This window comes from Achromobacter sp. DMS1 (assembly GCF_001270295.1).
The window spans coordinates 16,386-31,847 of sequence record NZ_LHSJ01000026.1 but is presented as its reverse complement, the minus strand read 5'-3'; the positions used below and the strand labels follow the sequence as shown (position 1 = coordinate 31,847).

Annotated in this window: 11 protein-coding genes and 1 pseudogene; 3 read left to right on the top strand and 9 right to left on the bottom strand. The window is 67.6% G+C overall.

Annotation, left to right across the window (positions count from 1 at the left end):
* Positions 1–1,623 (bottom strand): methyl-accepting chemotaxis protein (locus AD428_RS05280; RefSeq protein WP_082308271.1); only part of this gene is annotated, 1,623 nt, incomplete at its 3' end.
* A gap of 333 nt (positions 1,624–1,956) precedes the next feature.
* Between AD428_RS05280 and AD428_RS05275 the strand changes: the two genes are divergently transcribed.
* Both AD428_RS05275 and AD428_RS05270 read left to right on the top strand, forming a co-directional pair.
* On the top strand, positions 1,957–2,304 hold the full coding sequence (locus AD428_RS05275) for a helix-turn-helix domain-containing protein (RefSeq protein WP_053244449.1): 348 nt from the start codon (positions 1,957–1,959) through the stop codon (positions 2,302–2,304).
* Positions 2,305–2,314: 10 nt separating this feature from the next.
* Complete coding sequence (locus AD428_RS05270) at positions 2,315–3,622, top strand: type II toxin-antitoxin system HipA family toxin (protein WP_053244448.1); 1,308 nt, start codon at positions 2,315–2,317, stop codon at positions 3,620–3,622.
* Between the two features lie 12 nt (positions 3,623–3,634).
* Here the strand turns inward: AD428_RS05270 and AD428_RS05265 are convergent, their stop codons facing one another.
* Both AD428_RS05265 and AD428_RS05260 read right to left on the bottom strand, forming a co-directional pair.
* Positions 3,635–4,621: a hypothetical protein gene (locus tag AD428_RS05265; RefSeq protein ID WP_053244447.1), complete on the bottom strand. Its 987-nt coding sequence runs from the start codon at positions 4,619–4,621 to the stop codon at positions 3,635–3,637.
* Between the two features lie 71 nt (positions 4,622–4,692).
* Positions 4,693–6,072 (bottom strand): annotated as a pseudogene (locus AD428_RS05260) (spermidine synthase); the annotation flags it as partial.
* A gap of 1 nt (position 6,073) precedes the next feature.
* Here AD428_RS05260 and AD428_RS27505 point away from each other — a divergent pair.
* On the top strand, positions 6,074–6,430 hold a 357-nt coding region (locus AD428_RS27505; protein ID WP_235489146.1), incomplete at its 5' end, for a hypothetical protein.
* On the opposite strand, the gene AD428_RS05250 is transcribed toward AD428_RS27505, so the two are convergent.
* Genes AD428_RS05250 through AD428_RS05225 form a run of 6 tightly spaced genes read right to left on the bottom strand, consistent with a single transcriptional unit; the run spans position 6,340 to position 15,129 of the window.
* A complete protein-coding gene (locus AD428_RS05250) occupies positions 6,340–7,599 on the bottom strand; it encodes an MFS transporter (RefSeq protein WP_053244446.1) in 1,260 nt (419 codons plus the stop codon). The genes AD428_RS27505 and AD428_RS05250 overlap by 91 nt on opposite strands.
* A gap of 56 nt (positions 7,600–7,655) precedes the next feature.
* Positions 7,656–8,399, bottom strand: coding sequence for a peptidylprolyl isomerase (locus tag AD428_RS05245; protein WP_053244445.1), 744 nt, complete (start codon positions 8,397–8,399; stop codon positions 7,656–7,658).
* Between the two features lie 9 nt (positions 8,400–8,408).
* Positions 8,409–9,095: a respiratory nitrate reductase subunit gamma gene (narI, locus tag AD428_RS05240; protein ID WP_053244444.1), complete on the bottom strand. Its 687-nt coding sequence runs from the start codon at positions 9,093–9,095 to the stop codon at positions 8,409–8,411.
* Positions 9,096–9,105: 10 nt separating this feature from the next.
* Complete coding sequence (gene narJ, locus AD428_RS05235; RefSeq protein WP_053244443.1) at positions 9,106–9,792, bottom strand: nitrate reductase molybdenum cofactor assembly chaperone; 687 nt, start codon at positions 9,790–9,792, stop codon at positions 9,106–9,108.
* A gap of 5 nt (positions 9,793–9,797) precedes the next feature.
* Positions 9,798–11,354, bottom strand: a complete 1,557-nt coding sequence (gene narH, locus AD428_RS05230) for a nitrate reductase subunit beta (RefSeq protein ID WP_053244442.1) — start codon at positions 11,352–11,354, stop codon at positions 9,798–9,800.
* A 10-nt stretch (positions 11,355–11,364) separates the two neighbouring features.
* Positions 11,365–15,129: a nitrate reductase subunit alpha gene (locus tag AD428_RS05225; protein ID WP_053244451.1), complete on the bottom strand. Its 3,765-nt coding sequence runs from the start codon at positions 15,127–15,129 to the stop codon at positions 11,365–11,367.
* Positions 15,130–15,462: the final 333 nt, after the last annotated feature.

The window sequence follows — 15,462 nt, the reverse complement described above, 5'->3', positions numbered from 1 at the left end:
CGCGCACGCCAGGGGTGTGGCGGCCACGCGCCGGGCCGCCGGGGTGCGGAACACGCCGATCACATCCGACATGGCCGCCGACTCGCCGCCCAGGTGTTCCGCCACGCCGGACAATTCATCGACCAGCGCGCTGTTCATGCGCGCCACGGTTTCCATGCGGGTGACGGCGGAGCTGATCGCGCTCACCCCGCTGGACTGCTCGCCGGAAGCCGCAACGATTTCTCCCATGAGATGCGTGACGCGGTTCACCGACTGCAGGATCTCCTGCATGGTGTCGCCCGTGAGGTTGGCTTGCGACGAGCCGGCCGACATGCGCGCCACCGATTCGTCGATAAGCTGCTTGATTTCCTTGGCCGCCTGGGTCGTGCGCTGGGCCAGGCTGCGCACCTCGCCCGCCACCACGGCGAACCCCTTGCCCTGGTCGCCGGCGCGCGCCGCCTCCACCGCCGCATTCAGCGCGAGGATATTGGTCTGGAAGGCGATCCCTTCGATCACCGACACGATGTCGGCAATGCGCCGCGCGCTTTCGTCGATGCCGCGCATGGTTTCCACCAGCTGGCCGGCGATGTCGCTGCCCCGGGCCGCGACGGCCTGGCTTTCCTGCGTCAGCGAGGTCGCGGCCGCGGCGCTCTCGGAATTGCGGGCCACGGTCGAGGCCAGCTGCGTGACGCTGGCGGCGGTTTCCTGCAGCGCGCCGCTCTGCTCGCTGGTGCGGGCGGCCAGATCCTGGCTGTCGGCGTGCAGCTTGGCGATGGTTTCCACGTGGCGCGTGGTCTGGCCGATGATCTCGGTGGAGATGCTCGTCAGGCTCTTGCGCATGATGTCCAGATAGAAATACAGGTTGCGCACCTCGCCGCGCGCGTCGGCGTCCACTTCGTTGATGAGGTTGCCGGCCGCGATCTGCCGCGCCACCTCCTCGGCGCCGGCCAGCTGCCGGGTGAACCGCCTGGCCAGCCCCGCCGCGCCCAGCACGATACAGAGCGACACTGCCGCGTACGCCGCCCCGATCTGCAGCGCCCGCGCAGCCCCGCCCTGATCCAGATAACCCTGCGCCAAAAAGTAAACGGGAATTCCCGCCAGCGCACAGGTCAGCGCCGAATACCGCAGATACGCCGGCACGATGCCGCGCCGGAACGGAAACGCCGCCGCATGCAGCCAGCGCCGCCAGCCGGCGGGCACGCGCTGCCCGGCCTGCAGGCGATAACCGCGCAGGTTGTCCTGCGCGATGTCGCGGTAGAAAGCGTCGGCCTGGCGGATCTGCTCCTCGGTGGCCTTGACCCGCACCGAGGCATAGCCCGTGACTTCCTCGTTTTCGATGACCGGCATGGCGTTGGCCAGCACCCAGTAATAACCGCCGGATTTGTGGCGGTTCTTGACCACCGCCAGCCAGGGCTTGCGCGCCTGCAGCGTGCGCCACATGTCGTCGAACACCTCGGGCGGCATGTCAGGGTGGCGGACGATGTTGTGGGGCTTGCCCAGCAGCTCGTCCCGGCTGAAGCCGCTGATTTCGACGAAAGCCGGATTGCAATAGGTAATGCGCCCTTTCAGGTCGGTTTTGGAGATCAGGTACTGATCGTCGTGCAGCACGAATTCCTGGTTGGTGATCGGGAGATTTTTTCTCATGGATGCCGTCCTTGCTGTGGGAACTGCCAGGGAAAATCCGCGGGTAATGCAGCATTGATACAAATACTACAAATAATTACGTCAATTCAAGTTTTTTCTTAATTTCATGAATGACGAAAACGACTGGCCCGGCCCGGGCGCGCAGAGCCGCGGCTGCCCGGCGTCCGGCACTGGAGAGCCTTCCCGGCCCGCCTCGGCGCTCAAGTATTGATCTTTTAATAGATCAAAATATAGATTTGCGGTCTATTATTGATTCTGGCTGCCATGGCGTGGCGGCCGGGCGAGGGCACTAATAAACAGGCATTAATAGTCGTATCGCGCTATTATTGAGTCATGAAACGCAAGATCGAGCCCTCCTTCGAAGCGGAAGACGTCCTGCGCCAGGTCGGCGCCAATATCCGCACCGCCCGCCTGCGCCGGGGAGAAACCGAAACGGCGCTGGCCGAACGCCTGGGCGTGGCGCGAGGCACGGTCGCCAGGCTGGAGCGCGGTGACGGCGGCGTCTCGGCCGCGCTGTTCATCGAGGCGCTGCTCCAGTACGGCTACTCGGCCCAGCTCCATGCGCTCGGCGACCCCGACCAGGACGGGGTGGGCAAGCGCCTGGACGCTCTGCGCCGCCCTGCCCGCGGCGCCCGGGGCGGCGCGCGCCTGCTGCACCGCGCCGATCCCACCCGGTTGTAGGGCTGCCGCAATGGCCTCGCGCAAGCACAAATCCGTTGAAAGCGAGTTGTACGTCTATGTCGACATCCGTGGCGAGGCCGTCCTTGCCGGCGTGCTCGCCCTGGACGATGCGGGCGAGAATGCGTTCTATGCGGAATTCACCTATGTCGAGTCATACGTGCGCGATCCGCGCGCCTTTTCGCTCGACCCGCTCAATCTGCCGCTCGCGGATTCGCGCACCACATTCCGAACCACCAGCCGCTACGAGACACTGGGAGCGATCTTCGACGCGGCTCCCGATGCCTGGGGGCGCAATGTCATGCAGGTCGACACCGGCGCCCGCATCAGTGAAGACCAGGTGCTGCTGAAAGGCCGCGGCATGGGCGTGGGAGCGTTGTTCTTCAGTCCGCGCCTGCTCACGCCCAACATGCGCAAAACCTACCGGCTGCCGGAAATCCGGGAAGTGGAGTCGCTGGCCGACCTGCTTGCGGACATCGACCAGGGCATCAAACCCAAGGGTCTGTACCGCGATCTGCTGGGCAGCTCGTGGGACATCGGGGGCGCGCGCCCCAAGACTATCGTGCGCGACGCGCAGGGCGAAATGTGGATCGCCAAATTCCCCCGGCGAGGAGACACCTATGACCGGCAACGGGTCGAATACGCCAATCTCCAGATGGCGCGCGCGATTGGCCTGAACGTGCCCGAGCTGCAGTTGGCCGAGACGCATCTGGGCGCCGTCTTGCTCACACGCCGCTTCGACCGGCAATTGCTGCCTGCGGACGGCAGGGATCCCATCGTATCGCGCCGCCATTTTCTAAGCGGAGCCGCTCTGGTCAGCCCATCCGTCGATATAGGAAAGCGCGATCTCGACGGGGCGCGCGGCAGGGCCACCTATGCCTATGCGCGTCTGGCCGACGTCATTCGCCGCATTTCCTCCAATCCTGGCCATGACCTCAAAGAGCTCTATGCGCGTATGGCGCTCAACGTGGCCGTGCACAATACCGACGACCATCTCAAGAATGTGGGATTCCTCAAAGACGACGGCGCCCTCACCTACCGGCTGGCTCCGCTGTTCGACGTGGTGACTCAGGAAGGCTCTGCCCGTCATTACCTGCACATAGGCTCCGAAGGGCGCGCCAGCACATTCGCCAATGTGCTCACCGAGTACCGGCGCTTCGGCTTGCGCTCGGAAGCGGCCGCCCGCTCGGTGCTCGATGCCGTGCGCAACGTGGTCAGCGAGCGCCGCCGCTATTACAAAGCCGCCGGCCTGTCCGACCTGGAAATCTCCCGGATCGAATCCGCATTGCAAGCCTGGCGGGAGGACGGCCGGCGGGGGTGACCGGCGCTTGCCTCAGAAACTCACCGCCAGCCCCACCGAGAAGCCCGAGACGTTGTTGCCGAAGACGTACCGGCCTACCACCCGGGTGCGCGTGATGATGACGTCGTAGGCGCTGGAATCGAGTTCCAGCCCGGCGCCGACCGAAGTGAGCCGGTCGAAGCCCAGAATGCCGCGCTGGTCGCCCAGGAACTCGGAATGGGTGAATTCCAGTACATAGCGCAGCGGACGCTGCAGCAGCACCATGCCCGTGGGCGCCCGATAGCGCGCCCAGAGATTGGCGGACTGCGCAATGGCCTTGCCCTGCACCGCCGCCGAGCTGTCGAAGCTCTTGAGCCGGATGTCGGAGTAGCGCAGTTCCACGTCCACTTCGTAGCCGGGCCGGTAATGCTCGTAGTCGAGCATGATGGAGCCGCCCAGGCCGTAGGCATTGAGCGAGCCCCGGTCGAGGAAGCTCACGTCCTTGCTGGTCCGCTGGCCCACATACCAGCTCGCCGCGCGCAGGTCGCTGGTGACGTTGCCCAGCGCCACGTTGAAGATCGGCCTGAGCTTGAGTTCGTCGGTGAGCTTGAAGTCCCAGCCGATGCCGCCGGTGGCCGATACGCTGTTCCACTTGGCGGGTATCTTGCGGGTTTCGGCGCCCTGCGTGGCGATAAAGGTGGGGTCGTAGCGGCTGCCCGCGAGCACGCCTTCGAGATAGATCGGCACCGACTTCGATATCGTGTCGCCGCCGCCCAGCTGCGTCATGTAGAAATCCGCGGAGCCGGAGGTGCTCGTTCCGCCGCTGCCGATGGACAGCGCGCTCGTGGTGATGTCGGGCACGATGGAAAACGACATGAGCGCGAGCACGCCGTTGGCGCGCTTTTGCAGATCGTCCTGGCGCAGTCTCACCGCGTCCTGGCCGAAGGCCGCGGGCGCAAGCGCGCAGGCCAGCGCGGCGGCCGCCAGCCGGCGTCCCCGCCTGCCCGCCGCCCCGGCGGCGGGCGATTGCAATGCCGACATAGGCAACTCCCCCCAAAAGCCCATATGCGCCGGTCCGCGTGCTCCGCCTTTGCGACGACGGTCCGGATCCCCTATTGTCCGGCGCCGCCGAAAAACCATCGCAGATACGGATTGCCGCGCCCTGCCTCGGCCAGGACGCCCGCGTCGCGCGCCCAGGCCTCGCGGTCGCCCTGGTAGGCCGCCAGTGCGCTGCGGTAGAAGCGGTCGAGGCTGGCGCGTTCGCGCCCGATATCCTCCACGAGGGCGGCGTCGGCGCCTTGCAGCGGTGGCGGGCCGCGCAGCGCCAGCAGCGCCGGCAGCGTGCGCGTCACTTCGCGGGGCCGCACCCAGGCGGCGTACTCGATGGACGGGCGGTCGTCGGTGACGGGCGGCGCATCGCCGGCAAAGCGCGCCAGCCCCACCCGGTCGGTCACCCAGGTGGCCAGCAGCGCCGCGGCCGAGCCCACGCCCACTTCCTGCAGCGCTTGTTGCACGGCCGGCTGCGCGTAGCGCCGGGCGAGCCGGCCGGCATCCAGCGGCAGCGGGTCGGGCGACCCCACGAGCAGCATCTCGTGCAGTTCCGTGGTCCAAAGCGAAGCATGCGGGAAGACCGCGATGAAGCTCGCCACCAGCGCCCGCGTGTCTTCTAGGTTCTGCGTGGGCAGCGGCAGCCATTGGGCCACGATACCCTTGGGCTGCAGTCGGGCGGCGGCCAGCGCGTAGAAATCGCGCGAGTACAGGTTCACCACGCCCGCGGCCGAAGGCGGCGGCGGTTCCAGGGTGATGAGATCGTAGCGGTCGGGGCTGGCCAGCAGCTCGCGCCGACCGTCGCGCAGCCGCACGTCCAGCCCCGGATCGGCGGCCGCCCCGTAGGCGCCGCGAAACAGCGGGGCCGCGCGCAGCACGCCCGGCAGCAGCTCGGCCACGACCCTGCGCTCCAGGCCCGGGTAGCGCGACAGGGCGCCGGCGGTGATGCCCGTACCGTAGCCGATGACCAGCGCCGAGCGGGGCTGGCCGTCGTGCACGATGAGGGGCAGCAGCGCCTGCAGGCGCATGTAGCGCAGCGAGGGCATGGCGTCGCCCGAGTTGGAGACGCCCTGGATGTACAGGCGGCGGAAGCGGTGGTCGCCCTCTCCGCGCTCCACTACCGCCACGGTGCCGCCGTGGTTTTCCTCGTAGAACGCGAGACTGCCGCCGCGCGCGCCCGGCAGCATGCGGGCGAAATGGTCGACGGGCAAGGCCGCGCCCAGTATCAGGACCGCGCCGGCCAGCGCGGCGGCGGCGAGCGCGCGCGGCATGGCCGAAACGGGCCTGGCGCGCCAGACCGCGGCCGCGCCCACCAGGCAGGCCGCCAGCGCCAGAGCGCCCAGGCTGCGCACCGTGCCCAGGCGCGGCAACAGCACGAATGCCGCCAGCGCGGTGCCGGCGATGCCGCCCAGCGTATTGCCCGCCAGGACGGCGCCCGCGCCCTGNCCGGCCACCGGGCACGGCGCTTGCTGGGCGGGTGGTCCGGACTTTTCCAGGAGCGCAACCATGGCCACCAAGGACGACAAACCCCGGCCCCACGCCGGCGCCGCCGCGACCGCCGACGACACGCCGCGCGAGCAGCAGGCCAGCCACCGCGACACCCAGAACCGCAGCAAGAAAGACGGCCATACCTCGCAGATCGGCACGGGCCAGGACCAGCAGAGCCAGCGCAACCGCGGCGGCGCGCCCGCAGCCGGCCCTGAGGCGGCGGGCTACTTCGCCGGGCGCCGCACGCCGGCGATCGAGACGCTGCGCACTTCCGAGAGATACATGATGATGAGCGACACCCACACCACGCCATAGAGCAGCATGAAGCTGCTGGACCGTATCTGCAGCCAGTCCATCAGGATGCCGAACATCAGGGGCAGCAGGAAGCCGCCCAGGCCGCCGGCCAGCCCCACGATGCCGGACACCACGCCCATGTTGTCGGGAAAATCGTCGGCCACGTACTTGAAAGTGGAGGCCATGCCGAACGCGAAGCTCACGCCCAGGACGAAGAGCAGGCCGGTAAAGAGCCAGATCGGCAGGTAGATGTGGAACGACGCCTCGCCGCCGATGGTCTTGACCGTGAAGGTGGTGTCCGGGTAGGACAGCAGGAACAGGCAGACCCACGCCACCCACAGGCACCACCACGTGGTGCTCTGAGCGCCGAGCTTGTCGGCCAGCACGCCGCCCACGGCGCGCAGCACCGAGCCGGGCAGGGAGAAGCCGGCGGCCAGGCCCGCCGCGGCCGCGATGCCCAGCCCGTACTCGGCCTTCATGTACTGCGGAATCCACAGCGACAGCGCGGTGAAGCCGCCGAAGGTGATCGAGTAGTACTGGCAATAGCGCCAGACGCGGCGGTCTTTCAGCACCTGGAATTGCGCCAGCAGGCTGCCGCCTGTCTTGCCGGCGCCGGGGTCGCGCGCGGCCGCGACCCAGAAGAGCGCGGCCGTGACGAGCAGCATCACCGCGTAGATCCGGGGCACCATGCGCCAGCCGTAGCGGTCCAGCAGGACGGGCGTGACAAACAGGTTGACCGCCGCGCCCACCGTGCCGGCGCCGAAGAAGCCCATGGCGAAGCCGCGCCGCGCCGGCGGGAAGAAACGCGCAACGTAGGGCGTGCCCACCGCGAAGGAGGCGCCCACCAGGCCGAGGAACAGCCCGATGAGCAGGAATTCCCACAGCGCCTCGGCATAGCTCACCATGTACACCGGCGCGGCGCACAGCAGGAGCAGCGCCGTCATCACGACGCGGCCGCCGTAGCGGTCCGTCCACATGCCCAGGGGCAACCGGAACACCGCGCCGGTCAGCACCGGCGTGGAGGTCAGCAGGCCGAACTGGAACGCGTTCAGCCCCAGTTCGTCGCGGATCGGAATGCCCACGACGCCGAACATCATCCACACGACAAAGCAAACCATGAAAGCCAGGGTGCTGGCGAACAGCACCGGGTAGGCTCGGGGCAGGGGCTGGTCCATGAGGGGCGGATTCATGCGGGCTTTCCTGTCGCTTGCGCTGGGGGGAAGAACGCGGGCCGGATCGGCGCGCGCTACTGCATGAGAGGCGAGTCGGCGCCTTCCATGGCAATGCCCTGGATGCGCGCCTGGCCGACCAGCCAGCGCAGGTATTGCGACTCCGCGCGCCTGCGGCTGGCCGCTTCCAGCCAGTTGGCGATCATGGGCCGGACCGACTCGTATTCGCTTTGCTGGCCGGGCTGCTTGACGCCGGTGCGCACGATGTGAAAGCCGTAGCGCGTGTCGATCAGCCGCGGCGCCAGCGTATGGGCGGGAAGCGCGAAGACCGCCCGCTCGAACTCTTCCGCCGCGTCGCCGCGCCGCAGTTCTCCCAGGCTGCCGCCGTGCGCGCCGGAGGGGCAATTGGAATAGCGCCGCGCGCAATCGGCGAAATCCTCCTGTCCCGCGAGTATCGCGTTGAGAATGGCGGTGGCGTGCGCGCGCAGGCGCTGCGCCTCGATGCGCGGGGTCAGTTGGAACAGGATGTGGCTCACCTCGATGGACTCGCCCTGCATGAAGCGCGTGAGGTGCTGCTCGAAATAGCGCCTGCAGGTGTCTTCGTCGGCACGGGGCGTGCTGACTTCAGAGGTCAGCACGGCCTGGATGGCGGCCTCGGAGCGGGGCTCCGGAATGCCGAGTTCCGCCGCCCGCTGCCGCAGCAGCTCGCGCAGCACGAGTTCGTGGGCCGCGCTGGCCACGGGATCGTCCGCGCCCCGGTGCCGGGAGGCTTCGGCGGCGACTTCGTCCTCGCTGATGGAAACGCCGTTGATGCTTATCATCGCTGCTCCTCAGCGCGAACGGACCAACTGCCAGGCGCGGCCCAGGTACGCCACCGAGCCGAAGCCGCTCCACACGTGCACCAGGCGCGTAAACGGAAAGATCACGAACAGCGTCATGCCCAGCACCATGTGGACCTGGTAGATCATCGGCACGCCGGCCATGATGTCGGCCGCGCCGCCGCGGAAGGTGACGATATGCTGGGCCCAGTCGCCCAGCACCACCATGAGCGCGCCGTCTTTGTGCTGTCGCGACGTGAGTATCGATATCAGGCCCAGCGACAGTACGATCAGGATCCATATCAGCGTGACCCAATCCGACGCGCGCGAGGTGGCCCGCACGCGGGGCTCGGACCAGCGGCGCCACAGGAGCAGCAGCAGGCCGGCCAGGCAGACCAGGCCCAGGATGGCGCCCACCACGATGGCCATGGCCTGCTTGAACTCGGTGCTTATGCCCATGGCGTGATACACGGCGGGCGGCGTCAGCAGACCGACCAGGTGCGTGAAGAACAGCGAAATGATGCCGATGTGAAAAAGGTTGCTGCCCCATCGCAGCGTGCCGCGCTTGAGCATCTGGCTGGAGTCGCTTTTCCACGTGTACTGCCCGCGGTCGTAGCGCGCCAGGCTGCCGAGCAGGAAGATCGTCAGCGCGATGTAGGGATACACGGCGAAAAAGAAGTAATGCAGGTATGCGCCCATGGCCGTCTCCTCAGGATCCGCAATGGCCGGCCGGCTTGGCGCGCGGATCGGTCGCGTAAAAGCGCACCGGCGCGGCCTGGCCGTTCATCTGCCGCAGCATGGCGCCGGGGCCGCCGGCCTGCGGGCCGAACACCACGGCGGTTTCTTCGAGGTCGCCGGCAGGCGCCTCGGGCAGGGGCTCGGGCTGCACGTCGGTCATGCCGCACAACACCGAGAAAACGCAGGCGTAGGGGCTGCCGGCCTGCGCCAGTTTTTCGCCCAGGCGCGCCAGCACGTGCACCGCGTCGCCGAGCAGGCGCCGCGCCTCGTCGGCCGGTATCCGGGCCAGGAACTCGAGAAACATCGGCACGTAGTCGGGCAGCTCGGCAGGGTCGGGCGCCAGCCCGTGCGCCAGGTACTCCTGGCGCAGGTCCACCATGGCCTGCCCGCGGTCGCGCGACTGGCCATGCACATGCTCGAACAGATGCAGCGAGTGCGCCGGCCTGCTGTCGAAGGTCTCGACATACTGTTCCTGCAGCGCGATCAGGTCCGCGCCATGGGCGAGCCAGGCCAGCAGCGGCGCCAGCGCCTCGCGCCGGGCGGACGGCAGGGCGCGGCGGATCTCCGGCAGGGCCTGCACCCATTCCGCTTCCGGATAGCGCAGCAGCAGCGATAGCGCGGCATAGACTTCCGCGTCGTTACCGTTTTCCGCATCCATGGCGATCAGCCCTCCTGGCGCGCGCGCGCCACTTCCATGAACACCGTCTTGCGGCCGCCGCCGTCGCGCCGGGCGCCGAAAAGCGAGGGCGTGGTCGCGCCGCTGCCCGGCGAGCAGCCATTGCCGAACGAGAATCCGCATCCGCCTTTCAAGTCGAAGGCGTCTTCCGCGTATTCGCGATGGGTGGTGGGAATGACGAAGCGGTCTTCGTAGTTGGCAATGCCCAGGTAGCGGTACATTTCCTCGACCTGGGCCGTGGACAGCCCCACCTGGTCCAGGATGGCGGGGCGGTCTTCGCCGTCCACCGTGCGCGCCCGCATGAACGCCCGCATGGCCAGCAGGCGCTCCAGCGCCAACGCGACGGGCGCCTCGTCGCCCGCGGTCAGCATGTTGGCCAGGTAGCGCAGCGGGATGCGCAGCGACTTCACGTCCGGCAGTTCGCCGTAGCTACCGATATGGCCGCTGTTGGCGGCCGACTGGATGGGGGAGAGCGGCGGCACGTACCACACCATGGGCAGCGTGCGGTATTCCGGGTGCAAGGGAAAGGCGATCTTCCACTGCACCGCCATCTTGTACGTGGGCGAGCGGCGCGCCGCGTCGAGCCAGTCTTGCGGCACGCCGTCGGCCCGCGCCTGGGCGATCACGGCCGGGTCTTCGGGGTCCAGGAAGACATCGAGCTGGGCCTGGTACAGGTCGCGCTCGCTTTCGGCGCAGGCGGCCTGCTCGATGCGGTCGGCGTCATAGAGCAGCACGCCCAGGTAGCGGATGCGGCCCACGCAAGTCTCGGAGCATACCGTGGGCTGGCCGGCCTCGATGCGCGGATAGCAGAAGATGCACTTCTCGGCCTTGCCTGTGTGCCAGTTGTAATAGATTTTCTTGTACGGGCAGCCCGATACGCACATGCGCCAGCCGCGGCACTTGTTCTGGTCCACGAGCACGATGCCGTCCTCCTCGCGCTTGTAGATCGAGCCCGACGGGCAGCTGGCCACGCAGCTCGGGTTGAGGCAGTGCTCGCACAGGCGCGGCAGGTACATCATGAAGGTGTTCTCGAACTGCCCGTAGATGTCTTTCTGCACATCCTCGAAGTTGTAGTCCTGCGAGCGCTTCGCGAACTCCCCGCCCAGGATCTCCTCCCAGTTGGGCCCCCACTCGATCTTCTCCATGCGCTTGCCGGTAATGAGGGAGCGGGGCCGCGCCGTGGGCGCGGCCTTCAGCTCCGGCGCCGACTGGAGATGCTCGTAGTCGAAGGTAAAGGGTTCGTAATAGTCGTCGATCTCGGGCAGGTTGGGGTTGGCGAATATATTGGCCAGCAGCTTGAGTTTTCCGCCCTGGCGCGGTTCGATCCTGCCGCTGGGCAGCCGCCGCCAGCCACCGTTCCAGTGCGCCTGGTTTTCCCAGTCCTTGGGATAGCCGATACCGGGCTTGGTTTCGACGTTGTTGAACCAGGCGTACTCCATGCCCTCGCGGGAAGTCCACACGTTCTTGCAGGTGACCGAGCAGGTATGGCAGCCGATGCACTTGTCCAGGTTGAGCACCATGGCGATCTGCGCGCGTATCTTCATGCCATTCTCCTTATGCGGCCGTGCGGGACGGGGAAGCCGCCTCGCGGCGTTCGCCTTCCAGCCAGTCGATGCGCGACATCTTGCGCACGATCACGAACTCGTCCCGGTTCGATCCCACGGTTCCGTAGTAATTGAGCCCGTACGAAAGCTGGGCATAGCCGCCGATCATGTGGGTGGGCTTGAGCACCGCCCGCGTCACCGAGTTATGGATGCCCCCGCGCGTGCCGGTGATCTCCGAGCCGGGCATGTTCACGATCTTCTCCTGGGCGTGGTACATGAGCGTCATGCCCTCGGGCACGCGCTGGCTGACCACGGCGCGCGCCACCAGGGCGCCATTGATGTTGAAGGCCTCGATCCAGTCGTTGTCGACGATGCCCGCCCGCGCCGCGTCTTTTTCCGAGATCCAGACGATCGGCCCGCCGCGCGAGAGCGACAGCATGATGAGGTTGTCGGTGTAGGTGGAATGGATGCCCCATTTCTGGTGCGGCGTGATGAAATTCAGCACGACCGTCTTGTTGCCGTTGTCGCGCACGCCGTCCATGGGGCGCACCGACTTGGTGTCGACCGGCGGCCGGTACACGCAGAGCCCTTCGCCGAAGGCGCGCATCCAGGGATGGTCCTGGTACAGCTGCTGGCGGCCGGTGAGCGTGCGCCACGGGATCAGTTCGTGCACGTTGGTATAGCCGGCGTTGTAGCTCACCTTGTCGGATTCCAGGCCCGACCACGTGGGCGACGAGATGATCTTGCGCGGCTGCGCCAGCAGGTCGCGGAACCGGATCTTTTCGTGCTCGCGCGGCAGGGCCAGGTGTTCGTGGTCGCGGCCGGTCACGGCCGACAGCGCCCGCCAGGCCTTGACCGCCACCTCGCCGTTGGTCTCGGGCGCGAGCGTCAGGATGGTTTCGGCCGCATCGATGTCGCTGTCTATCCGCGGCAGCCCGTGCGCCGCGCCCGATCCGTCCACCGCGTAGTTAAGCTGCGCGAGCAGGTCGCATTCGGCCCCCGCCTCCCAGTTGATGCCCTTGCCGCCCACGCCCAGCTTGCGGGTCAGCGGCCCGAGCGAGGTGAACTGTTCGTAGAGCTCGCCGTAGCGGCGCTCGACCACGCTCATCGCGGGCGCGGTCTTGCCGGGTATCAATTCCGTCTCGCCGCGCTTCCAGTCCTTCACGTCCCAGGGGTTGCCCAGCTCCGCGGGCGTATCGTGCTGCAGCGGCGTCAGCACCAGGTCGCGCGCCACCGGCAGCTCCTCGCGCGCCAGGCGCGAGAACGCGCGGGCGATGCCCTTGTAGATCTCCCAGTCGCTGCGGGACTCCCACACCGGATCCACCGCCGACGACAGCGGGTGGATGAAGGGATGCATGTCCGAGGTGTTGAGATCGTTCTTCTCGTACCAGGTGGCGGTGGGCAGCACCACGTCGGAATACACGCAGGTGGTGGACATGCGGAAGTCCAGCGTCACCAGCAGGTCGAGCTTGCCGCGCGGCGCCTCCTCGCGCCAGGCGACTTCTTCGGGCTTGTCGCCGCCCGTCTCGCCCAGGTCCTTGCCCTGCACGCCGTGCTCGGTGCCCAGCAGGTGCTTGAGGAAGTACTCGTGCCCCTTGCCCGACGAGCCCAGCAGGTTGGAGCGCCACACGAACAGGTTGCGCGGGAAATTGTCGGGATGGTCCGGGTCTTCGCAGGCGAGCTTCAGGCGGCCGCTCTTGAGGCCCTCGGCCGCGTAGGCGGCCGGATCCTGGCCGGCCGCCTCGGCGGCGGCCACCACGTTCAGGGGATTGTCCTGCAGCTGCGGCGCGGAGGGCAGCCAGCCCATGCGCTCGGCGCGCACGTTGTAGTCGATGAGCGCGCCGCCGAACTGGCCGGCGTCGGCCAGCGGAGAGAGGATTTCCTGCACCTTCAGCGTTTCGTAGCGCCACTGATCGGTGTGGGCGTAGAAGAACGAGGTGCTGTTCATGTGGCGGGGAGGGCGGCACCAGTCCAGCCCGAAGGCCAGCGTGGTCCAGCCGGTCTGCGGGCGCAGCTTTTCCTGCCCCACGTAATGGCACCATCCACCGCCGGACTGGCCCACGCAGCCGCACATCACCACCAGGTTGATGATGCCCCGGTATGCCATGTCCATGTGGTACCAGTGGTTCAGTCCCGCGCCCAGGATGATCATGGACTTGCCGCGGGTCTTGTCGGCGTTGGCGGCGAACTGCCGCGCCACGTTGATCACGTCGGCGCGCTTCACGCCGGTAATGCGTTCCTGCCAGGCCGGCGTGTAGGGCACGTCATCGTCGTAGGAGGCCGCCACGTTGCCGCCGCCCAGGCCGCGGTCCAGGCCGTAGTTGGCCATGAGCAGGTCGTACACCGTTACGGCCAGCGTCTCTCCGTGGCGCGTGGCCACGCGCCGCGCCGCCATGTTGCGCACCTGCACTTCGGCATGGTCGGTGCCCTGGAAGTAATCGTGTTTGCGCGCACCGAAATACGGAAAGGCCACGGGCACCGTCTCGGCGCGTCCCGCGCCCACCAGCGTCAGTTTCAGGTCGATGTCCTGGCCCTCGGCGTCCTTGCTTTCCAGGTTCCACTTGCCCCGGTCGCCGCCTTCCTTCTGGCCCCAGCGAAAGCCGATGGAGCCGCGCGGCACCACCAGCGCGTCGCGCGTCTCGTCGTACGCCACGGGCTTCCAGTCGGGGTTGTTCTCCTGGCCCAGGTTGCCCTCGAAATCGCCGGCGCGCAGCATGCGCTCGGGCACGTAGCGGCCGTCGCGCTCCACCAGGCGGACCAGAAAGGGCATGTCGGAATAGCGTTTGCAGTAGTCGCGGAAGTAGGCCGAGCCGCCCTCGAGATGGAACTCTTTCAGGATCACGTGGCCCATGGCCAGCGCCAGCGCCGCGTCGGTTCCCTGCTTGGGATGCAGCCAGATGTCGCCGAACTTCGCGCCCTCCGCGTAGTCGGGGAACACCGAAACGATCTTGGCGCCCCGGTAGCGCGCCTCCACCATGAAATGCGCGTCCGGCGTGCGGGTCTGCGGCACGTTCGAGCCCCACATCATGATGAAGCTGGAATTGAACCAGTCCGCCGACTCGGCGACGTCGGTCTGCTCGCCCCAGGTCTGCGGGCTGGACGGGGGCAAGTCGCAATACCAGTCGTAGAAGCTGAGTATGCTCGCGCCCAGCAGCGAGAGGTAGCGGCTGCCCGCCGCGAACGACACCATGGACATGGCCGGAATCGGCGAAAAGCCCGCCACGCGGTCCGGACCGTAGCGCTTGATGGTGTACAGGTTGGCCGCGGCGACCAGCTCATTGACTTCGTCCCAGGTGGCGCGCACGAAGCCGCCCATGCCGCGCATCGACTTGTACTGCTCCGCCAGCCCGGGTTCGGTGCAGATGCGGCGCCACGCCTGCACGGGATCCATGGTCTTGCGCGCCTCGCGCCAGAGGCGGGCCAGGCGTCCGCGGATGAGCGGATACTTGATGCGGTTGGCGCTGTACAGGTACCACGAATAGGAAGCGCCGCGCGAACAGCCGCGCGGCTCGTGGTTCGGCATGTCGGGGCGGGTGCGGGGGTAGTCCGTCTGCTGCGTTTCCCAAGTGACGATGCCTCCCTTCACGTAGATCTTCCAGGAACAGGATCCCGTGCAGTTGACGCCGTGCGTCGAGCGCACGATTTTGTCGTGCTGCCAGCGGTCGCGGTAGGCAGTTTCCCAGGTGCGGTCTTCGGTGCTGAGGCTGCCATGGCCGTCGGCGAATGACTCCCTGGGGCGGGAGAAGTACTTCAGGCGCTCGAGGAAAAAGCTCACGGTGATCACTCCAGTAGGCCGCGGACGGCGTATGAACCGAAGGGCGCCGGCGCGGCGCGCGGCCGCGCTTGCGAAGGCGCGCGGCACGGAGAGCGGACGATGCCTGCCGCTAGGGAAGGAACGAAGGGAAGCGGGGACGGCGCGCGGAAGGCGGAGGAATCCCGGCTGCAGCGAGGACGCCGGCGGCGGCCTTGGGCGCCGCGCCAGGGAAGGCGGCGGCGCGCGGCCGCCACATACAGGGGGGAACCAGGAATGCCATATCTTGCCTCCTGTCTGGCCCCGGCGCCTTGCGCGCCGGAGTGTGCCGCACACCTTAGCAGCAGCTTTCCGCAA